The 16,879-nt window shown below is 56.5% G+C and carries 16 protein-coding genes; 9 read left to right on the forward strand and 7 right to left on the reverse strand.

Annotated elements, in window-relative coordinates:
• Positions 1-5 precede the first annotated feature (5 nt).
• From hisD to AC2FF7_RS16750, 7 genes are all read left to right on the forward strand, one after another.
• The gene (gene hisD, locus AC2FF7_RS16720) at positions 6-1,313 is read left to right on the forward strand and encodes a histidinol dehydrogenase (RefSeq protein ID WP_480868028.1); all 1,308 of its coding nucleotides are present in this window, start codon (positions 6-8) and stop codon (positions 1,311-1,313) included.
• Positions 1,306-2,067, forward strand: coding sequence for an SDR family NAD(P)-dependent oxidoreductase (locus AC2FF7_RS16725; protein WP_480868271.1), 762 nt, complete (start codon positions 1,306-1,308; stop codon positions 2,065-2,067). Before hisD ends, AC2FF7_RS16725 begins: the two co-directional genes overlap by 8 nt.
• Positions 2,064-3,044 (forward strand): alcohol dehydrogenase catalytic domain-containing protein, encoded by a 981-nt coding sequence (locus AC2FF7_RS16730; protein WP_496905978.1) that lies wholly within the window; start codon positions 2,064-2,066, stop codon positions 3,042-3,044. The genes AC2FF7_RS16725 and AC2FF7_RS16730 overlap by 4 nt, the downstream gene beginning before the upstream one ends.
• A 22-nt stretch (positions 3,045-3,066) precedes the next feature.
• Entirely contained in the window at positions 3,067-3,477 is a 411-nt protein-coding gene (locus AC2FF7_RS16735) for a universal stress protein (protein ID WP_480868024.1), read from the forward strand.
• Positions 3,478-3,525: 48 nt separating this feature from the next.
• The gene (comD, locus tag AC2FF7_RS16740) at positions 3,526-4,032 is read left to right on the forward strand and encodes a sulfopyruvate decarboxylase subunit alpha (protein WP_170356155.1); all 507 of its coding nucleotides are present in this window, start codon (positions 3,526-3,528) and stop codon (positions 4,030-4,032) included.
• Positions 4,029-4,583, forward strand: coding sequence for a sulfopyruvate decarboxylase subunit beta (comE, locus tag AC2FF7_RS16745; protein WP_170356156.1), 555 nt, complete (start codon positions 4,029-4,031; stop codon positions 4,581-4,583). Before comD ends, comE begins: the two co-directional genes overlap by 4 nt.
• A 248-nt stretch (positions 4,584-4,831) precedes the next feature.
• Positions 4,832-5,389, forward strand: a complete 558-nt coding sequence (locus tag AC2FF7_RS16750) for a TetR/AcrR family transcriptional regulator (RefSeq protein WP_480868022.1) — start codon at positions 4,832-4,834, stop codon at positions 5,387-5,389.
• 15 nt (positions 5,390-5,404) lie between these two features.
• Here the strand turns inward: AC2FF7_RS16750 and AC2FF7_RS16755 are convergent, their stop codons facing one another.
• Genes AC2FF7_RS16755 through AC2FF7_RS16775 form a run of 5 tightly spaced genes read right to left on the reverse strand, consistent with a single transcriptional unit; the run spans position 5,405 to position 12,846 of the window.
• Positions 5,405-6,520 carry an ABC transporter permease gene (locus AC2FF7_RS16755; RefSeq protein WP_170755077.1) on the reverse strand — a complete coding sequence of 372 codons (1,116 nt, stop codon included), beginning with the start codon at positions 6,518-6,520 and terminating at the stop codon, positions 5,405-5,407.
• Positions 6,520-7,707 (reverse strand): ABC transporter permease, encoded by a 1,188-nt coding sequence (locus AC2FF7_RS16760; protein WP_496905979.1) that lies wholly within the window; start codon positions 7,705-7,707, stop codon positions 6,520-6,522. Before AC2FF7_RS16760 ends, AC2FF7_RS16755 begins: the two co-directional genes overlap by 1 nt.
• Before the next feature lie 3 nt (positions 7,708-7,710).
• Positions 7,711-8,688, reverse strand: a complete 978-nt coding sequence (locus tag AC2FF7_RS16765; protein ID WP_480868017.1) for an HlyD family secretion protein — start codon at positions 8,686-8,688, stop codon at positions 7,711-7,713.
• Between the two features lie 50 nt (positions 8,689-8,738).
• Positions 8,739-11,858 (reverse strand): efflux RND transporter permease subunit, encoded by a 3,120-nt coding sequence (locus AC2FF7_RS16770; RefSeq protein WP_496905980.1) that lies wholly within the window; start codon positions 11,856-11,858, stop codon positions 8,739-8,741.
• A gap of 4 nt (positions 11,859-11,862) precedes the next feature.
• Entirely contained in the window at positions 11,863-12,846 is a 984-nt protein-coding gene (locus AC2FF7_RS16775) for an efflux RND transporter periplasmic adaptor subunit (RefSeq protein ID WP_496905981.1), read from the reverse strand.
• A gap of 661 nt (positions 12,847-13,507) precedes the next feature.
• Here AC2FF7_RS16775 and AC2FF7_RS16780 point away from each other — a divergent pair.
• Both AC2FF7_RS16780 and AC2FF7_RS16785 read left to right on the forward strand, forming a co-directional pair.
• Positions 13,508-14,242: an MbnP family protein gene (locus AC2FF7_RS16780; RefSeq protein WP_496905982.1), complete on the forward strand. Its 735-nt coding sequence runs from the start codon at positions 13,508-13,510 to the stop codon at positions 14,240-14,242.
• A 126-nt stretch (positions 14,243-14,368) separates the two neighbouring features.
• On the forward strand, positions 14,369-14,815 hold the full coding sequence (locus AC2FF7_RS16785) for a hypothetical protein (protein WP_480846777.1): 447 nt from the start codon (positions 14,369-14,371) through the stop codon (positions 14,813-14,815).
• Positions 14,816-14,835: 20 nt separating this feature from the next.
• Here the strand turns inward: AC2FF7_RS16785 and AC2FF7_RS16790 are convergent, their stop codons facing one another.
• Together AC2FF7_RS16790 and AC2FF7_RS16795 are read right to left on the reverse strand one after the other, a co-directional pair.
• Positions 14,836-15,588: an outer membrane protein gene (locus AC2FF7_RS16790; RefSeq protein WP_496905983.1), complete on the reverse strand. Its 753-nt coding sequence runs from the start codon at positions 15,586-15,588 to the stop codon at positions 14,836-14,838.
• Positions 15,589-15,626: 38 nt separating this feature from the next.
• Entirely contained in the window at positions 15,627-16,871 is a 1,245-nt protein-coding gene (locus AC2FF7_RS16795; protein WP_170755092.1) for a DUF3179 domain-containing (seleno)protein, read from the reverse strand.
• Between the last annotated feature and the right edge of the window lie 8 nt (positions 16,872-16,879).

Here is a 16,879-nt window from a genome sequence, read left to right on the forward strand (position 1 = left end):
TGACCATGCCCCGTGACTATTTGAAAAAGGCGACATTGACGGCGCAATCTCATGCGTCCGAAGTGCACGACACGGTCAAGACAATCCTGGCCGATATCGAGGCGGGTGGTGATGCCAAGGCGCTGGAATACGCCGCCAAGTTCGACAAGTTCGACGGCAATGTGCTGATGACGCAGGCCGAGATTGATGCGGCCATCGCGTTGGTGCCCGAAAAGCTGAAGGCTGATATCCGCTTTGCTCATGACAATGTGCGCCGCTTTGCAGAGGCTCAGAAAGCGACCGTATCAGATGTCGAGGTCGAGATTGTGCCGGGCGTCATCGCCGGGCAAAAAGCGATCCCGGTGGACGCGGCGGGGTGTTATGTGCCGGGCGGGCGGTATAGCCATATCGCCAGCGCGATCATGACCGTGACCACGGCCAAAGTGGCGGGTTGTCGTCATATCACAGCCTGTTCGCCGCCGCGCCCCGGTGAAGGAGTGGCGCCAGCCATTGTCTATGCCGCGCATATCTGTGGGGCAGACAGCATTCTGGCCATGGGCGGTGTGCAAGGCGTGGCGGCGATGACCTATGGCCTGTTCGGCCTGCCGCGCGCGAATATCCTTGTGGGCCCGGGCAATCAGTTCGTAGCCGAGGCCAAGCGCATCCTCTATGGCAAGGTCGGCATCGACATGATCGCCGGTCCCACAGACAGTCTGATCCTTGCCGACAGCAGCGCTGACGCGCATGTGGTCGCGACCGATTTGGTCAGTCAGGCCGAGCACGGATACAATTCACCCGTCTGGCTGGTGACGGATGATCGACCATTGGCCGAGAAAGTGATGCAACTGGTTCCTTCACTGATCGAAGACCTTCCGGAACTGAACCGCGAAAACGCCTCGGCCGCGTGGCGCGACTATGCCGAGGTGATCCTGTGCGCCGATCGCGAAGAAATGGCCGCCTGTTCTGACTCCTATGCGCCTGAACACCTGACTGTGCAGGCCGAGGATTTGGATTGGTGGCTGGACCGGCTGACCTGCTATGGGTCTCTGTTTCTGGGCGAAGAGACGACAGTGTCTTATGGCGACAAGGCTACTGGCACCAATCACGTCCTGCCGACGTCCGGCGCGGCCAGTTATACTGGGGGGTTGAGTGTCCACAAATACATGAAGATCGTCACGTGGCAACGCGCAACGCGCGAGGGATCGAAGCCCATCGCCATTGCGACCGCTCGCATTTCCCGGCTGGAAGGGATGGAGGGCCACGCCCGCGCGGCTGATGTGCGGTTGGCGAAGTATTTCCCCGATGAGCAATTCGACCTGTCCGCAGATGGATGACCCGCGCGCGTTGTTTGACCTGACCGGGCGGGTGGCTTGCGTCACCGGGGCAAGCTCGGGCCTGGGCCGACGGGCGGCGCAGGCTCTGGCCGCCGCTGGGGCACGGGTAGTGGGCGTCGCGCGCCGGGCAGAGGCGTTGGCAGGACTGAAAGCCGAACTTGGCGACAAGGGCGCGACAGTGACAGCTGATGTGGCCGACCGTGCGGGGCTTGGAAGGCTGGTTGAACAGATCAGCTTGGCATTCGGCGCGCCTGACATCGTCATCCATGCTGCCGGGATCAACACCCGCGAGGTGGCGGATGAAGTCACGCCTGATGGTTGGGACGCGACGCTGGCGCTGAACCTGAGCGCGCCTTTTTTCCTAAGCCAGGCATTGGTGCCCGCAATGAAGGCGAAAGGTTGGGGGCGCATTGTCAACTTTGCTTCACTGCAGACCACGCGGGCCTTTCCAGGGGGGATTGCGTATGGGGCGTCAAAGGCCGGGATCGGGCAGCTGACCCGTGCCATGGCAGAGGCATGGGCGCCACATGGCATCACCGCCAATGCCATCGGACCGGGGTTCTTTCCGACCGAGCTGACTCAGGCCGTGTTCGACGACCCTGACCGCGCCGCGCGCAACGCCGCGCAGACCTGTATCGGACGTAATGGGCGGGTGGAGGATATCGACGGGCCGATCTTGTTCTTGTGCTCAGAGGCGTCCAGCTACGTCACCGGGCAGGTGCTGATGGTCGATGGGGGGTTTACTGCGAAATGAAAGCTCTGGTTTATGAGGGGGTTGAACACCTGGAATTCCGGGATGTTCCGGACACAGTTCCCGGACCAGAGGAACAGCTGATCCGTGTCGAAGCCGTGGGTATTTGCGGATCGGACATGCATGCCTATCTGGGACATGATGCCAGACGTCCCGCGCCATTGATCCTGGGGCATGAGGCGGCAGGCGTGATCGTTAGTGGACCACGCGACGGGGCGCGGGTGACGGTCAACCCCCTGGTCACGTGCGGCAATTGCACGGTCTGCGAAGCGGGGCGGGAAAACCTGTGTCAAAACCGCCAGATCATTTCAATGCCGCCACGAGAGGGCGCATTTGCCCAATTTATCTCAATGCCCGAACGCAATTTGGTCGATGTGCCAGATGATATTCCTTTGTCGCGCGCGGCTTTGGCCGAGCCGTTGGCGGTCAGTTGGCATGCCGTGCGGCTGGGGTTGGAAGCCTTGCACCCAGCGATGGAGCGTCGCGCTCTTGTTGTGGGCGGGGGGGCGATCGGACTGGCCGCAGCTTTGGCCCTGCAGGCGATGGGCGTGCAGGATGTCGTCATAGTTGAACCGAACGCGCTGCGACGGGCATATTTGCTGAATTTGCGGGCATTCGACGTAGTCTCTGAAACGTCAGAAACCTTTCCTCTGGTGATCGATGCAGTGGGGTTTGCGGCGACGCGCGCTACTGCGTCGGCGTTGACGCAACCTGGTGGGATCATGGTTCATGTCGGACTTGGCGAGGGTGCCGGAGGTTTGGATATTCGCCGCATGACCTTGCAGGAGATCACATTTATCGGCACCTATACCTATACGGCTGAAGACTTTCGCCAAACGGCTGCAGCTATTTTCAATGGACGGCTGGGTGCTTTGGACTGGGTTGAGGAGCGGCCGATGTCAGAGGGGGGGCGGGCGTTTCGGGATCTGCGTCGGGGAATGGTCGCCGCGCCGAAAATCATCCTCGCACCGGAGCACTGACCGCGCCAGAAAGAGAGGTAATATGTATCGCAAAATTCTTGTACCCATGGCTTTGGACCACGGCATATCGCCACATACGCTGGAAGTCGCGCGGGCCTTGTCAGCGGAAGGCGCCGAGATAGTCGCGCTACACGTCTATGAAATGCCGCAGGGATCGGTCAGCGCATATCTCGACAAAGATATGGTCGCCGAAGGGTTTCGCTCCGCCCGTAATTTGTTGCGTGACAAGGTTTCGGGGCTGGACGGGGTCAAGCCTGAGATCATCAAAGGGCATACGGCCCGAACCATCATCGATTTCGCCAAGGATAACGACGTTGATTGCATCGTCATCGGGTCGCACAAGCCGGGCCTAAGTGACTATTTTTTGGGATCGACCGCGTCTCGGGTCGTTCGTCATGCTGCCTGCGCGGTCCACGTGCACCGCAGGCCATAACACTTCGAACTGCGCCTTGTGCGCCAAAACAGGACTGACTGACAGGATATGAACATAGACAAGAAGATCACGGACGATCTGGTGGCCAACGATATCTCGTTCGTCACTACCGTTCCTTGCAAACAGCTGGCCGGCGTTATTGCCGAGATCGACGAACGCGAGGGTATTTATCACATCCCTTCGAACAAAGAGGACGAAGGAATGGGCCTGTGCGCGGGTGCCTGGATGGGTGGCAAACGCCCCGCGATTATCATGCAGAACACGGCGATCGGAGTGACGATCAATACGCTGGCCACGCTGATCCAGTATTACAGAATGCCATTGCCCATGCTGATTTCGTACCGGGGTGAGCTGCGCGAACCGATCGCCTGTCAAGTCGAAATGGCCGTTCACACAAAGGCACTGCTGGCGCAGCTGAATATCCCGACCTATCACTTTCATCACAAGTCGGACGTAGAAGAGCTGGACGCGATCCTGAAATACACGTTCATGTGCAACAAGCCGGTCGCCATCCTGACCGACGCCAATTTTTGGGGAGGCTATGGCGACCAATGATCCGTTCTGAAATCCTGAAAGAAATCGCCCCGATTCTGCGCGATCAGCTCGTTGTCTGTAACATCGGTATCCCCAGTCAGGAACTGCATGCCATCGATGACCAGCCCTCTAATTTCTACATGTTGGGGACGATGGGGTTGGCGTCGTCCATAGGTCTTGGCCTTGCGCTGTCACAACCCAAACCGGTCATCGTGATTGACGGGGATGGGTCGGTTCTGACCAATCTGGGTACGCTGCCAACAATCGCAAACAACGTGGCCGACAACTATATTCTGCTGATCGTTGATAACGGATCATATGGTTCTACCGGCGACCAGCCTACTTACGCAGGACAGAAAACCTCTCTGGCGAAAATGGCAGAAGCGGCCGGTTGCGACAGGGTGATCGAGTGTCAGGCCGAAGACACCGGTCGGGTTGTGCAAGAGGCGTTGGAGGCGCGAAAGATGACCATCATCGTTGCCAAATGCCAAAGCGGAAACGCTAAAATGCCGCCGATTACCATGGATCCAGTCGTCATCCGGGACCGTTTCATGAAGGCAGTGCAAGCCTGACTTTGCGGTTTTGATATGTGACCTTGCACGCGCGCCGCCCCGGCCAATGGGGTGGCGCTTTTGCGTCGGTTGTGGCTAAAATTTCGCGACGTTTTGTGATCACGGTCAGTTGACATTAAGTATCAATACTGTAAACGTGATGCAAAACATGGGGTATGTCCTCCTGGCAGGAACGGGTTGGACAAGCGACATCCGGCGATGGGAAAACAGTGCCGGATGTGGTTTGCAAAACCTCAGAAAGGTGAAAAATGGTAACGGCTTACACAATCTCTGGCGTCAATCCTCGCGATGTCATGACGGCCTTTGCCCAATACGGTTTCCGCAAAACTTCGATGGAAGATATCGCCCGGGCGGTCGGGTTGTCGCGGCAGTCGATTTACAAGAAGTTCGGTTCAAAAGACGCGTGCTATTCGTGGTCATTGGTCACGTATATGCAGGCGTTGTACCAAAACGTCTTTGGAATTCTGGATGAGGCAAATGGCGACCCTATCGACGTTCTGGCCACGGTTTTAACCTCGGTGGTCGGAGACTCGGTCGAGCTGGCCAAAACACGACATGGGTCAGAGCTTTTGGAAGATGCCCTGAAGCTGTCGGCAGACCAGCCGGAAAACTGGCCCAAGGTCTACGTCGAAAACCTTGCCCGGTTCATGTCAGAAAATGGTTTGGCGGCGACGCCGGACAGGGCGCTCGATTTGGCGCATTTGCTGGTCACATCGACCCGAGGAGCCTTGGTTGTTTCGACTTCTCGTGACGAGTTTTCAGACGACATCCACCGCATTCTGCGGACTGTGTTCTTGGACACGTAAGCAGCGCGCCGAGGCTCAGCTGCTGTTCGGAAATCGCCAATTGTGCAGCGCGTACGCTATGGCTGCATAGCCAACAGCAAGCGCAAGCTGCAGCTTCACGATTGGTATGATCATTGAAAGCGACGCGCCCATTTGGTCGACGCGGATGATGGCGGACATAGCCGAAGTTGAGGGCACTGCCATCGCCAGCCAGCGAATTGGATCTGGCACACTTTCGATCGGCCATGAGACGCCGGTTATGAAGAACAGCGGCAATCCCTGCACGACAAGAAAGAAGATCATTCCTTCCCGGGTAGGGATCACCTGAACAAGCGCAAAACCCATTGCGGTCACGGCCATTAGAAACGGCACCGCAATGGCAAACAGCGTTATAGGGTGGCCGACCTGCGGCAGCCCATAAATCACTGGCAGCAGCAACTGTGTCACCGCGACCCAGAATGTATACAGAAGAATGTAGGCGGTGGGTGTTGCCACCCTCGCTATGCCCGGTCTAGCCGGTTTGCCTGCGTGCATTATTCCTATTCCGATCAGCAGCGTTTGCTGGATTATCAGTATAAACGCGGCTGGAACTGCGAAACTGGCATATCCTCCGTTCGGGTTGAACTGAGGAACCGAAGTAATCACCACCGGCGAAACAAGAGCTGCAGCCGTGCCTGCGTCAACGCCCAGAGCGGTCAGACGGCTTACACGGATTTCGGCCCCAAGACTGTTCGCAGCAGATGACACAGCCGAGGAAATCGCTCCATAAAGAAGGAAATAACTGCCGTCTCCGAAGGCTGCGATTGGGGATTGGCGCCCGTGCAAAAGATCTTGTTCGAAATCAGGCGGTATGATCAGGACACCATAGACCTTTCGCGCGTTGAACATCTCTTGCGCGGCTGGCAGTCCGTCGGTGTGCGCGACCACTGCGACCTGATCCGAATTGTCGACACGTCGGCGCAGTTCTCGACTGGCGGTTGATCCGTCCTGGTCAATTACGACGATAGGGACATCCCGAACCACTTCGCCTGTATAGGGTTGGGGGTAGAGAAACGCATAGATCAGGATCGAAACGACCATCGTCATGCGCGCACCCTTGTCGGCAAACAGCCTGAAGATCGAGTCTAAAACAGCGTCGAGAAAGCGTCTCATTATGCAATGCTCGCCTGTTTAGCTGGCACTTGCGCCGAGCGGGCCACCAAAAACACCAGAACTGAACCGTAAAGCAGTATCTGCCCCAGCAACCAGCCAAAGGCAGGCAGAGATACTTCAATCGGCGCGCCGCGCAGTACCTGATCCGTGCGAAGTTGCAGATAGGCGGTCAGCGGCAGCAATCCACCCCAAATCCATGCAAAAGTGTTCATTGTAATGCGCGGAAAACTGATGCCGGCAAAGCCGAAGGCTGGGCCGGTCAGCACGCCGGTCAAGCCTAGCGCGCCCACGGTTTCTCCGGCGATCATCGCGAGCATCCCGCCCAGACACAGGCAAGCTAAAACAAAGCTGGCCGAGTAAGCCCCATGCAGCCAAATGTTTCCGTTGAACGGAGCATCAAATGCCCCAAAAATGATCACGTCCGCAAAAATAAGGGTCAGCAAATAGGCTAACCCGTAAGGGGCCAGTTTTCCCGCGATACCCGTGATCGACGAACCGCCAATCCGGGTCAGCCTTGCCATGCCATTGGGGTGCTGTACGTCGCTGCCGATGGTCAGTGCAGCGCTGGCTGTTATGAAGATTTGCAATACAGTGGGCATAAGGGCGGCAAGCAGGAACTGGACATAGTCCAGAGCCGGATTGAACAGAGGACTGCGCTGAACCGGGATCGGTACGACCGCTTCAACCGCGGCCTCGGGGACAGCCCCGTTTGCGACCAGAGCCTGGGTTGCAACACTTGCCGAAAAGGTCCCCATTGCCTGCCTGCTAGCCCTTGAAACGATGCCTCCGACGGTCAGGAATTGGTTGTTATAGAAGGTAACAAGCTCGGGCCGGTTGCCTTGCAGCAAGTCGCGCCCCATTGACTGGGGTATGAAAATAACGGCGTACACCGCGCCCGAGACGAGAGCGTCCTGCGCCTCGGCCAGAGACGTCGCGCGGACAGTGACCGCAAGGTCCGCAGTGGCGTCGATCATGCGAACAGCCTGGCGCGACAGGGTTGTCCCATCCTGATCGACAACGGCTACGGGCAGGTTCGAAGGAAGCCCGGGCGCGAAGACCGCAGAAAGCAACAGCATCAGGATCAAAGGAAATGGCCCCAGCATAAATGCTAGGCGAGGTTGATGGGAAATCCGGCGCAGCTCTCGACGAAAGGTGCGCCGAAAACCGGCTGGTAGCGGACGCGACATGGCCTAGCGTGCCGCCCAATCCACCAAAGCGCTCATACCCGGCCGCAGGGCCGCATCGCGCGTGACCGGCTCGGCCCTGATCGAGAATGTGCGCAGGTCGAAATCACCCGTGGCTTTCGTGGCGCGCCAATTGGCATAGCTGCCTTCGGCATTGATGGCAGTAACGCGAGCAGGGATCACCAGATCACCCAGGGCCGGTACGCGCACATTCAATTCCTGCCCAATTTCCAGCCCGTTCAGCAGGTCTTCGCGCAGGTTGAACGTGAACCAGGCGTTCTCAATATCCACTATGGATAACAAAATAGCCCCGGCCGAGAAAAGCTCGCCAGGTTCTGCAAGCCGGGCGGTGACTTGACCGCTGATAGGTGCTGCAATTTGCAGCTCTTCAAGATCAGTTTGCGTGCGTAGCAAAGCGGCCTTGGCTTCTTGGACCTGAGCCTGAGCGACGGCTTTTTGTTCTATGCTGTTGCCGTTTTCGGCGAGTTCGAGATTGGCCTGCGCCGCGTCGACCCCACGTTGCGCGGCCGCCAAAGTGTTTGAGGCCTCGTCAAGCCTTTGCAGCGAAGCAAACGAGGTTTCGCTGAGTTTTTTGATCCGGTCATAAGTCTTTTGCGCCAACACCTGATCGGCTTTGGCGCGCGCAAGCTCGGCCCGGCGCGCGTCGATGACTTCGGGTCGGGTTGCGAAAACCAGATCACGATTGGCAATCGCCACGTCGACAGCGGCTTGTGCCGTCTTCAGACCCGCTTGCAATTGCGGGCTGCCCAAGGACACGACCACATCGCCTATCTGTACGGTATCCCCGAAATCGACATTCACAGCGGCGACACGGCCGCCGATTTTTGCGGCCAGGTCAATGCGGGTCGCCTCGACTTCGCCCTGAACCACCAGCGGTTTTGGCACTGTTGCGATCCAGGCCAGGGCGCCACCCGCGACCATTGCACTTGCAATGATCGCAGCGAACAACTTGGGTTTTGACATGGCTCGCTCCGTTTCAGTTGATAGCCAGAGTTGCGCTTCAGCTCGTGCACTTAGGTGTCTTTGGTTTCTGGAGAACGGATGCCGTGGAAAAGGGCGTAGTAGACCGGAACCATCAGCATAGTTACAACTGTTCCCACGGTCAGACCGGCAGCGATTGTGGTCGCCATGGCCACCCAAAAGATGTCCTGCAGCAGTGGCAATACACCAAGGATTGTCGTGGCTGCCCCAAGGAATACGGGATTCAGACGCGAGACTGTTGCCTCGACCAGCGCATCATAAGGCTTCATACCTTCTTCCAGATTGACGCTGACCTGATCCAGCAACACGACCGCGTTCTTGATCATCAAGCCGACAAGGCTCATCGCGCCTAACAGGGCCATAAACGAGAAGGGTTGATTGAACAGCAGCAGGCCACCAGTGATCCCAATCATCGCAAAGGGAACGACCGTAAAGACAACCAGCGCCGGACGGAAAGCGTTGAACAGCGCAACCACCAGGAAGACCATGATCACCAGCGCTGGGCCGGACCCGGGTTTCAGCGAATCCTGGGCATCTGCTGTGCTGAAAGTCTCACCTCTCCATTCGATCCGATATCCGGGAGGCAGTTCGATTGCCTCGATGTCAGCGCGGACCTCATCAACCAAAGAGGGTAGGGTAACGCCGTCCGAGCTGGCCTGAACCGTAACCGCGCGCTGGCGTTGCCAACGGACGATAGTCGGATCCTCCAATTCGATCTCGACCCCTTGCGTTACAGAAGACAATGGCAGCGACTTGGTCGAGAAGGCCGGCTGGATCTGGATTTGCTCAAAGTCACGCCCGACGGTCTGCCGTTCGTCTTCGGTCCGACGTAAGATGATGGGCAGCAGATCCTCATTCTCACGATAGAGACCAACCGGCAGCCCGTCATAGGCAAAGCGCGCGGCGCTGGCTATGTCGTTGCGGGACGTACCCGTCCAGATGCCGGTTGTCTGATCATACTCCGGAACCAGTTTGGCGACGCGGTTTCGCATATCGCTTCGAATGTCCTTGGCATGGGGGGAAGCGCGTAAGACATCCATCGTTTGTTCAGCCAGGTTGCGCAGTACTTGCGGGTCTGCATTGGCCGGGCCGCTAAAGCGAACCTCGAACGGCCATGTATTACCAGGCCCAGCCGTGTACTTGCGCACCCGCGTCATCGCCTCGGGGATTGCGCCTTCGATCCATGCGTCCAGTTCTGCGACAAGGTCGTTCACGACCTCAAGGCTTTCAGTATTGACCACAAGTTGTGCGTAGCTGGCATAAGGAAGCTCGGGGTCGACCGGCAGATAGAACCGGGGGCCGCCTGCGCCCATGAAGGTCGATACGCCTTTCACACGCGGATCGCCATTCAGTTTATCCTCGACTCTACGTGCCAATTCCGAGGTCTGGTCGATCGTACTGCCTTCCTCGGCCCAGACATCGACCATGAATTGCTGCCGTGTGGCGTCGGTAAAGAACAGGCGGTCGACATAGCTGAAGCCGTAGATCGCGCCGCCCAGCAAGGCCAGAAACACCATCGCGGTGATGCCACGATGACGCAGGCAACGCCCCAACACGGCACGGAACCCCGAGGTAAAGGCGCTTTCGGTATGCGTCGTCTCGACCTTGGGGGTGGGCAACATGTCAATGCACATCAGCGGCGTAATCGTCATGGCAATGATCCAGCTGATCAGCAGCGAGACGGCTACAACAACAAACAAAGATCCCGCGTATTCCCCGGCGGCTGCCGACGAGGCGTAGATAGGAAAAAAGGCCATCACTGCCACAATCGTGGCCCCCAGCAAAGCCATGCTGGGCTGGCCCGCGGCTTCGATCGCGGCTTCGATCTTGCCCATGCCCTTTTTCATGCGTGCGGCCATTCCATCGGCTACGACAATGGCATTGTCCACCATCATCCCCAGCGCGATCACTAACGCACCCAAAGAGACCCGCTGCAGGTCGATCTTGAGAACGACCATTACCATGAACGTGGCCAAAATGGTCAGAAGCAGTGCACTGCCTATGATCAGGCCCATGCGCCATCCCATGAATACAGCAACGACTATCAAGACGACCAATACGGCCTCGAGAAGGTTGACCATGAACGAGTTGATCGACTCGGTCACCAGATCGCTTTGCCAGGCAACTCGGTGCATTTCGATGCCGACGGGGAGGCGGGACGAGATTTCTTCGAGCGCCGCATCGAGGTTGCGCCCGGTATCCACGATATTTCCTCCGGATACGTTTGCAATCGACAAGCCGATTGCAGGCTGTCCGTCATAGCGCATCTGGGTCAGGGCAGGTTCCAGATATCCTTGCCGGATGTCCACGATATCTTGAAGTCGGATCACATCGGAGTCGCGTGACACAGGTAGTTGGACAGGTATGTCGGCCCCCTCTGCCACATCCAAAACCCGGTCTGTCAGGCCGGGGCGTAGTTGCAGGTTGCCGATATCCTCAGGTGATTGAAATTCCCCTGTCGACGCGATCCGCAGCCTGCGATCTCCGATTGTGAGCGCGCCGGAGTCGACCACCTGGTTCTGCAAGTTCAGGGTTAACAGAAAGTCCTGCGCAGACACGCCAAGATCCAGCAGTCGCTGCTCGGAGGCATCCAGATAGATCACCTTGGGCTGCAGGCCCCAGGTCTCGACACGGGATACGCCTTGGACCAGACTCAGTTCCTTGCGGATGGCTTTTACGTGTTCCTCAAGCTCTGCATAGGTGAATCCATCTCCGGTCACGGCCAGAACGAACCCGTAGACAAAACTAAAGTCGTCGATAACGTTCGGTGCACCAGCGCCGGGCGGTAGGCTGCTTTGCAAATCGCCTACTTTGTTACGCACTTTGTCCCAGACCTGGGGTAGGCGGTCGGCCCAATATTCCTGCTGAATTTCGACTTTTACGATGGACAGACCTGCATGAGAATACGAGGTTAGGAAACGCAGTTCCGGCAGTTCTTGAATGGCAGTTTCAATCTTGTCAGTAACTTCCAGTTCTACCTCGGTCGGGCTGGCGCCGGGATATTGGGTTACGACCAGCGCCGTTTTAACCGTAAACTCAGGGTCTTCCAGCTGACCCAGCCGAAAATAGCTGAGCGTCCCGATCACGAGGATCAGCACCAGCGCAAAATAGGTGACCGTGCGGTTCTTGACCGCGACCGAAGCGAGCGACATCAACTTATTCTCCGCCTGTGGTCAGAGTGACTTTCTGACCGTCCTTCAGAGTGTTCGCGCCGGCAGTCGCGATCCGCATACCAGCCTCAAGGCCGCTGACCAAAAATCCCCGGTCGTTGAATGCGTTAACGGTTACGGGTGTGGCGGATACGGTCAGGTCTTCGGGGTCGATGACCCAGACAAATGTTTCGTTCGGCGATTTCTGATTGGGTGAAAACACGGCGCTTGAAGGGACGTGAATGCCCTGATCGCTCCAGCTATCCGGCAGATGTACCTTGGCTGTGGCGCGACCAGCCATTCCGGGTTGAATAACGCCACCCTCTGGCTGTTCCATGATGATCGTCACCGGATAGGTCCGGGTCGCTGAAGACGCTTCGTTCCCGACATGTGCGACTTGAGCAGGTATCTTCAGGCCAGGCAGGCTTGAGAATTCAACTTCGATACCTTCGACAAAGGGCTCGAGGTTGATGAAGTTTTCAGGGACTGCAACCTCCATTTCGATGCGCGAGGTGTCGAGCACCCGAACAATGGGTTGGCCAGCGATGGTGTTTTGGAATTGTTCCACATAAGTTGCGGATATCGCGCCGTCAAAAGGGGCGACCAGTGTCGTATAGCCAAGATTCAGCCGTGCTTCATCCAATTGGCCTTGGGTGGCTTCGATATTGGCTTCGGTCGCCCTGACGAGAGCGATCTGATCGTCAACGCGTGCCTGGGCAATGTGATTGTTTTTCACCAGCTGCTCGCGCCGCTCCAACTCGATCTTCGCATTTGTCAGATTGGCTTTCAGCGCGTCGCGCTGTCCTTCCAATGCGCGCACACGCGCTGCGTAAGGGTCTGAGTCCAAAGTGGCCAAAACATCACCAGCCTCGACCTGCGATCCCACATCGACGGGACGTGCAAGAACCTTTCCGGGAACTTCGAAAGCGATGTTGACCTCGCGTACAGCTTTGGCCCGACCCGGATAGCTAGCTAACCGAACCGCATCCACATCCGCAACGACCGTTGACAGAACTGGTCTGACTTGGATCTATGTTGTCTGTTCTTCTTTGCATCCTGCGACAACGATCATCGCTGTCAGGGTGAACATGGTAACTGGGAGCTTTGCTGTCAGCATCTTTGGTGGCCTTTTCGAACTGAAGCCCAATGGAAATCACACGAGGCGATATTTACAACTTTAGTATATTTTGTCAACTTTAAGTTTGCTGTCTTTGAAAATGTGACCCAACGGCACACATTTGGCGTTTCCCTGCCAGTATTGATGATAGTTGAGTGAAATTTCATTAAACTCTTCTTGAAGCGGGGATGTCTTTGCCTCAGGTGAAGCCGCCGACTGCGGATCAGCTCTCCAAGCGTGACAAGTCACAAGGCTTACCATCGGCATTGAAAACTGAGGTGACGTAAGGTAAAGCGCGTATTACACTAGGGTTTTTTGCGAGCATGTCACACCGGGGAAATGAAATGCGATCCAAATACACAGACCAGCTCGGTTGTTTCGGCGGCGGTTTGGTCGGCGCATGCCATCGCATCTCGGGGGTTCGCACAATCCGTACGAAACTGCGAATGAGCCTCCGGTCAGTAAATCTGTACTGTGTGAACAGAAGCGGTGACGATTGCAGAAGCTTCCGATTTACTTTGGAGGCTATTTAATAATGCAGCGACCCCAGATCATGACGGGACTTGCCGGGCTGTTGGTCCTGATCATAGGCGTCTGGGCAATCCTGGCCTCGCGGGATGTCCGGTACAAAACGGTGACGTTGACCTTTCAGGCGCAAATGGGTGGTGAGCCTTTGGTCTACGACCAGTTCATCTACGACAACCCCGGCGGGGAAGGGGTGTTTGAAATTCACGACTTCAAGTTCTTCATCAGTAACCTGAGCCTGTCGCAGGGCGGCGAAACGTATGTCGTGCCTGACAGTTACCATTTGTTGCGTTTCGACAACGACTCGTTGTCGCACTCGATCACTTTGACAGATGTGCCACTGCGCGACGTTGAGTATCTGCGTTTTCTGGTGGGATTGGATGCGCAAGCCAATACGTCGCCGGAAATGCGGGATAAGCTTGACCCCGAAGGCCAGATGGCTTGGAGTCGAGAAGACGGCTACAAGTTTGTAGTTTTCGAAGGTGCGCTTCGGATTGGCGAAACTGTGTCGCTATTGACCTATCATGTAGGCTTTTCGGAAAATACGAGAGAGATTTCTGTGTCTTTGCCTGCGCAGCACGACACAGGCGGCAAGACTGAAATTGCACTGACCGTAGATCTGTCCAAAATGTTTGCCGGGTCGTACGAAGTCGACATGGGGGAATTGCCTTCGGTCGATTTCGATCGCGATGGCGCAAGGATGTTGGCGGACAACTACGCGTCAATGGTCTCGTTCGGGTTTTGACGGACGTCCCGGCCGAAATTCGGTTCGCATTCGCCCACAAAGTCAAATTTCCGCCCTTTTTTCGTCAGACCAACCGCAAATTCAACACCCAGAAAGGTTCTTGGCATTGGGCAGAGGGTCTTTGTGGTGAAGCGGATCTTTACACATTTCGAGCAGCAAAAGCGCAGGCTTTACTCTATCGCTTTTCTCGCCTTCTCTGCTGGTTACGTTCTATATTCGCATATTGACGTGATGCGGTATGGAATGCCGTTGCCGGTGTTGACCGGGTTGATCTATATGTGCGCTATTGTTTGCGCCACTGTGGTGACCACTTACTTTCTTCCGGGCTTAACCAAAGTGACCGACGCCGTTGCAGTGACGCGGCTTGGCTTTGCGCTTTGGATCGCCGCCACGCAAAGTCATGAACTGGCGGCATCGCCTGTACTTGGCGCGACCATCGTGGTCGGCGGTGCGATTGTGTTGTTGCAGGTTTCGACATGGGCAAAGGCAGTGTCACAAGTACTGTCAACCGATATGCCGGGCCCGCTTTGGACATCCCCAACGCCGCAACCTGTCGCTGTGCGCAGCGCCTGATTATCTAAACGGTTCGTATTTCAGAATCGGTAGGTTGCTCCAATCAGGGGGCCGGACTGATCGAATTTGAATTCATTCCCATCTATGTCGTGCTCAAACGAAATGTAGCGATAACCGCCGCGGATCATCCATCGGTCGTTTATCTCATAATCTGCGGTCAGCAGTACCTGCCATGTTTCACTGCCGCTTCTGAACCCACCGTAGTCAAAAAATGCTGTTCCCGACCATCGGTCAGCTAAGTCGAACCGAGCCCTGATCCCGATAACAGGATCCGTCCAGCTTTCGTTAACATTCGCAGAGCGACCGGGGGCCGCACCCGGTAGAACCGTCAGATCGGTTTCCGTCTTGAACCAACGAAACCCGGCAGCAAGATCCACGGTGGACTTTTCTGTGCTCAAAACCCGGTACCCCAAAAAGCCGCTTAGAAACTGCGTCGTCAACGACGTCTCCAGCCCTGAGCTGTTGGGAGTCGGGGCGCTGTTGCTGAACGACAAGTCCGTATAGTTGTAATCCCCCAATATGGACCATTGGCCGTTGGTCGCCGCGAATGTACCCATAAAGGCCAAATCAAGGTTCTCCAGCGCGTCCGAAAACGAGAGTGTCCCTTCTAAAGTACCAATTGCCGTTTCAGTCGATACGTTTGTTTCTGGCGTAAACAGGTAGATCGTCGCCTGATATGACCAATCCGACTGTTGCGCCAGCGCAGAGATCGGAGCGCAGGCGGCAAACATCAAGCCTGCGGTTGCGTCCCTTAAACTTTTAATCCGGCTCATTTGTCTCCTCCTGTCGTTCAAACACTAGTCGATGTGCTTTAAGCTGCGGTGCTGGTATCCTGCTTCTGTCCTAGGCTGACGCGGTTGATATCAGTGCTTGGAAAGAACTCGGCCCAGACATGCCAAAAGACACCTGCGCGCAGCGTCTCGACACGTCGTAGCCTGCCCTGATCCGACATGCCCCAGAAATCGCACCGGGTTACAGGTACGCCACTGTCGTTGTACCAAATCCCCAGGCTTTCATACTTGGGGTCCAAGCTCACGACCACATCGCGCCCGCCGACATTCGCATTCACGATCCAGTTGTTGTCGATCACAAAGTCATCGGTCCAGCAGGCGGCGTCCTTACCGATCGTAATTCCCCAGACATAGGTTTTATTTGGCAAACGCTCGTCCGTGCGGTCCATGTTGTCCATAACGGGCGCGTCCTCTTGGTGTTGGCGTCCGATTCCCCATCCGAAAGTGATCTCTGTGACCATGTCCAGCAGCCGAAGCATGGGATTGGGCGAGGGTTTGTTCAGAAAAACCTCTCCGGCCGGGAATGCCTTTTGAAAGCCGCGAAAGGTCATTCTGTAGGTTGGCCAGGGCGTCATCTGTGCCTCGGGGCGCACAGGGCAGGCTGGGCCTTCGGCGTATTTGTCGTGATCGGCTTCGCGAAACCCATAGATATGCTGGATTGGCTCCCCAGATTCGTTATCCCGCAGGATCAGGTTGTTGCCGTGCTGGGCCAAGACCTCGAGGTTCAGCCGTTTGCCTTCGATCCTTGGGATGTAACCCTGCCCAAGGTTGGCCATCGCGCAATAGGTCATCACGATATCCTCGCCCCCTAGACCGTCTGTATTCCCAGCAAGATGCGGCCGCATGATCTGTGCGTCCGGGTGCGCGCGGGCAAAGCCGTTATTTTCGATCACGATGACAGGAGCGGTTGGACCGACATATTTGCGGGCTTCGTCAATCGGGAAATAGGCGGCGTCGTTTAGTTGGTTCCTTAGTCCCAAATGCACCCACACATAGGGAAAGCCATAAAGGAAAACCGTCAGCAATGCTGCAATCACCCACAGCCAGAACGGTCCGCTGCCCGTAATGAAATGCGCCAGAGTGGCGACCACGAAACCGCCAAGGCCAACTGCGATCAACTGATATTCATGTCGGATAAACCGTATCATGTTCTTGCGTTTTACGGTCAACACCATCTGGGATACGTCGCCCAGATCGCGAAAATAGACAAAGCCGATACCCAACGAAATGACTAAGCCAAGCGCAAATAGAATGCTTCCGACCATCTGCTTCT

It is taken from the genome of Ruegeria sp. YTSC325 (assembly GCF_059609525.1).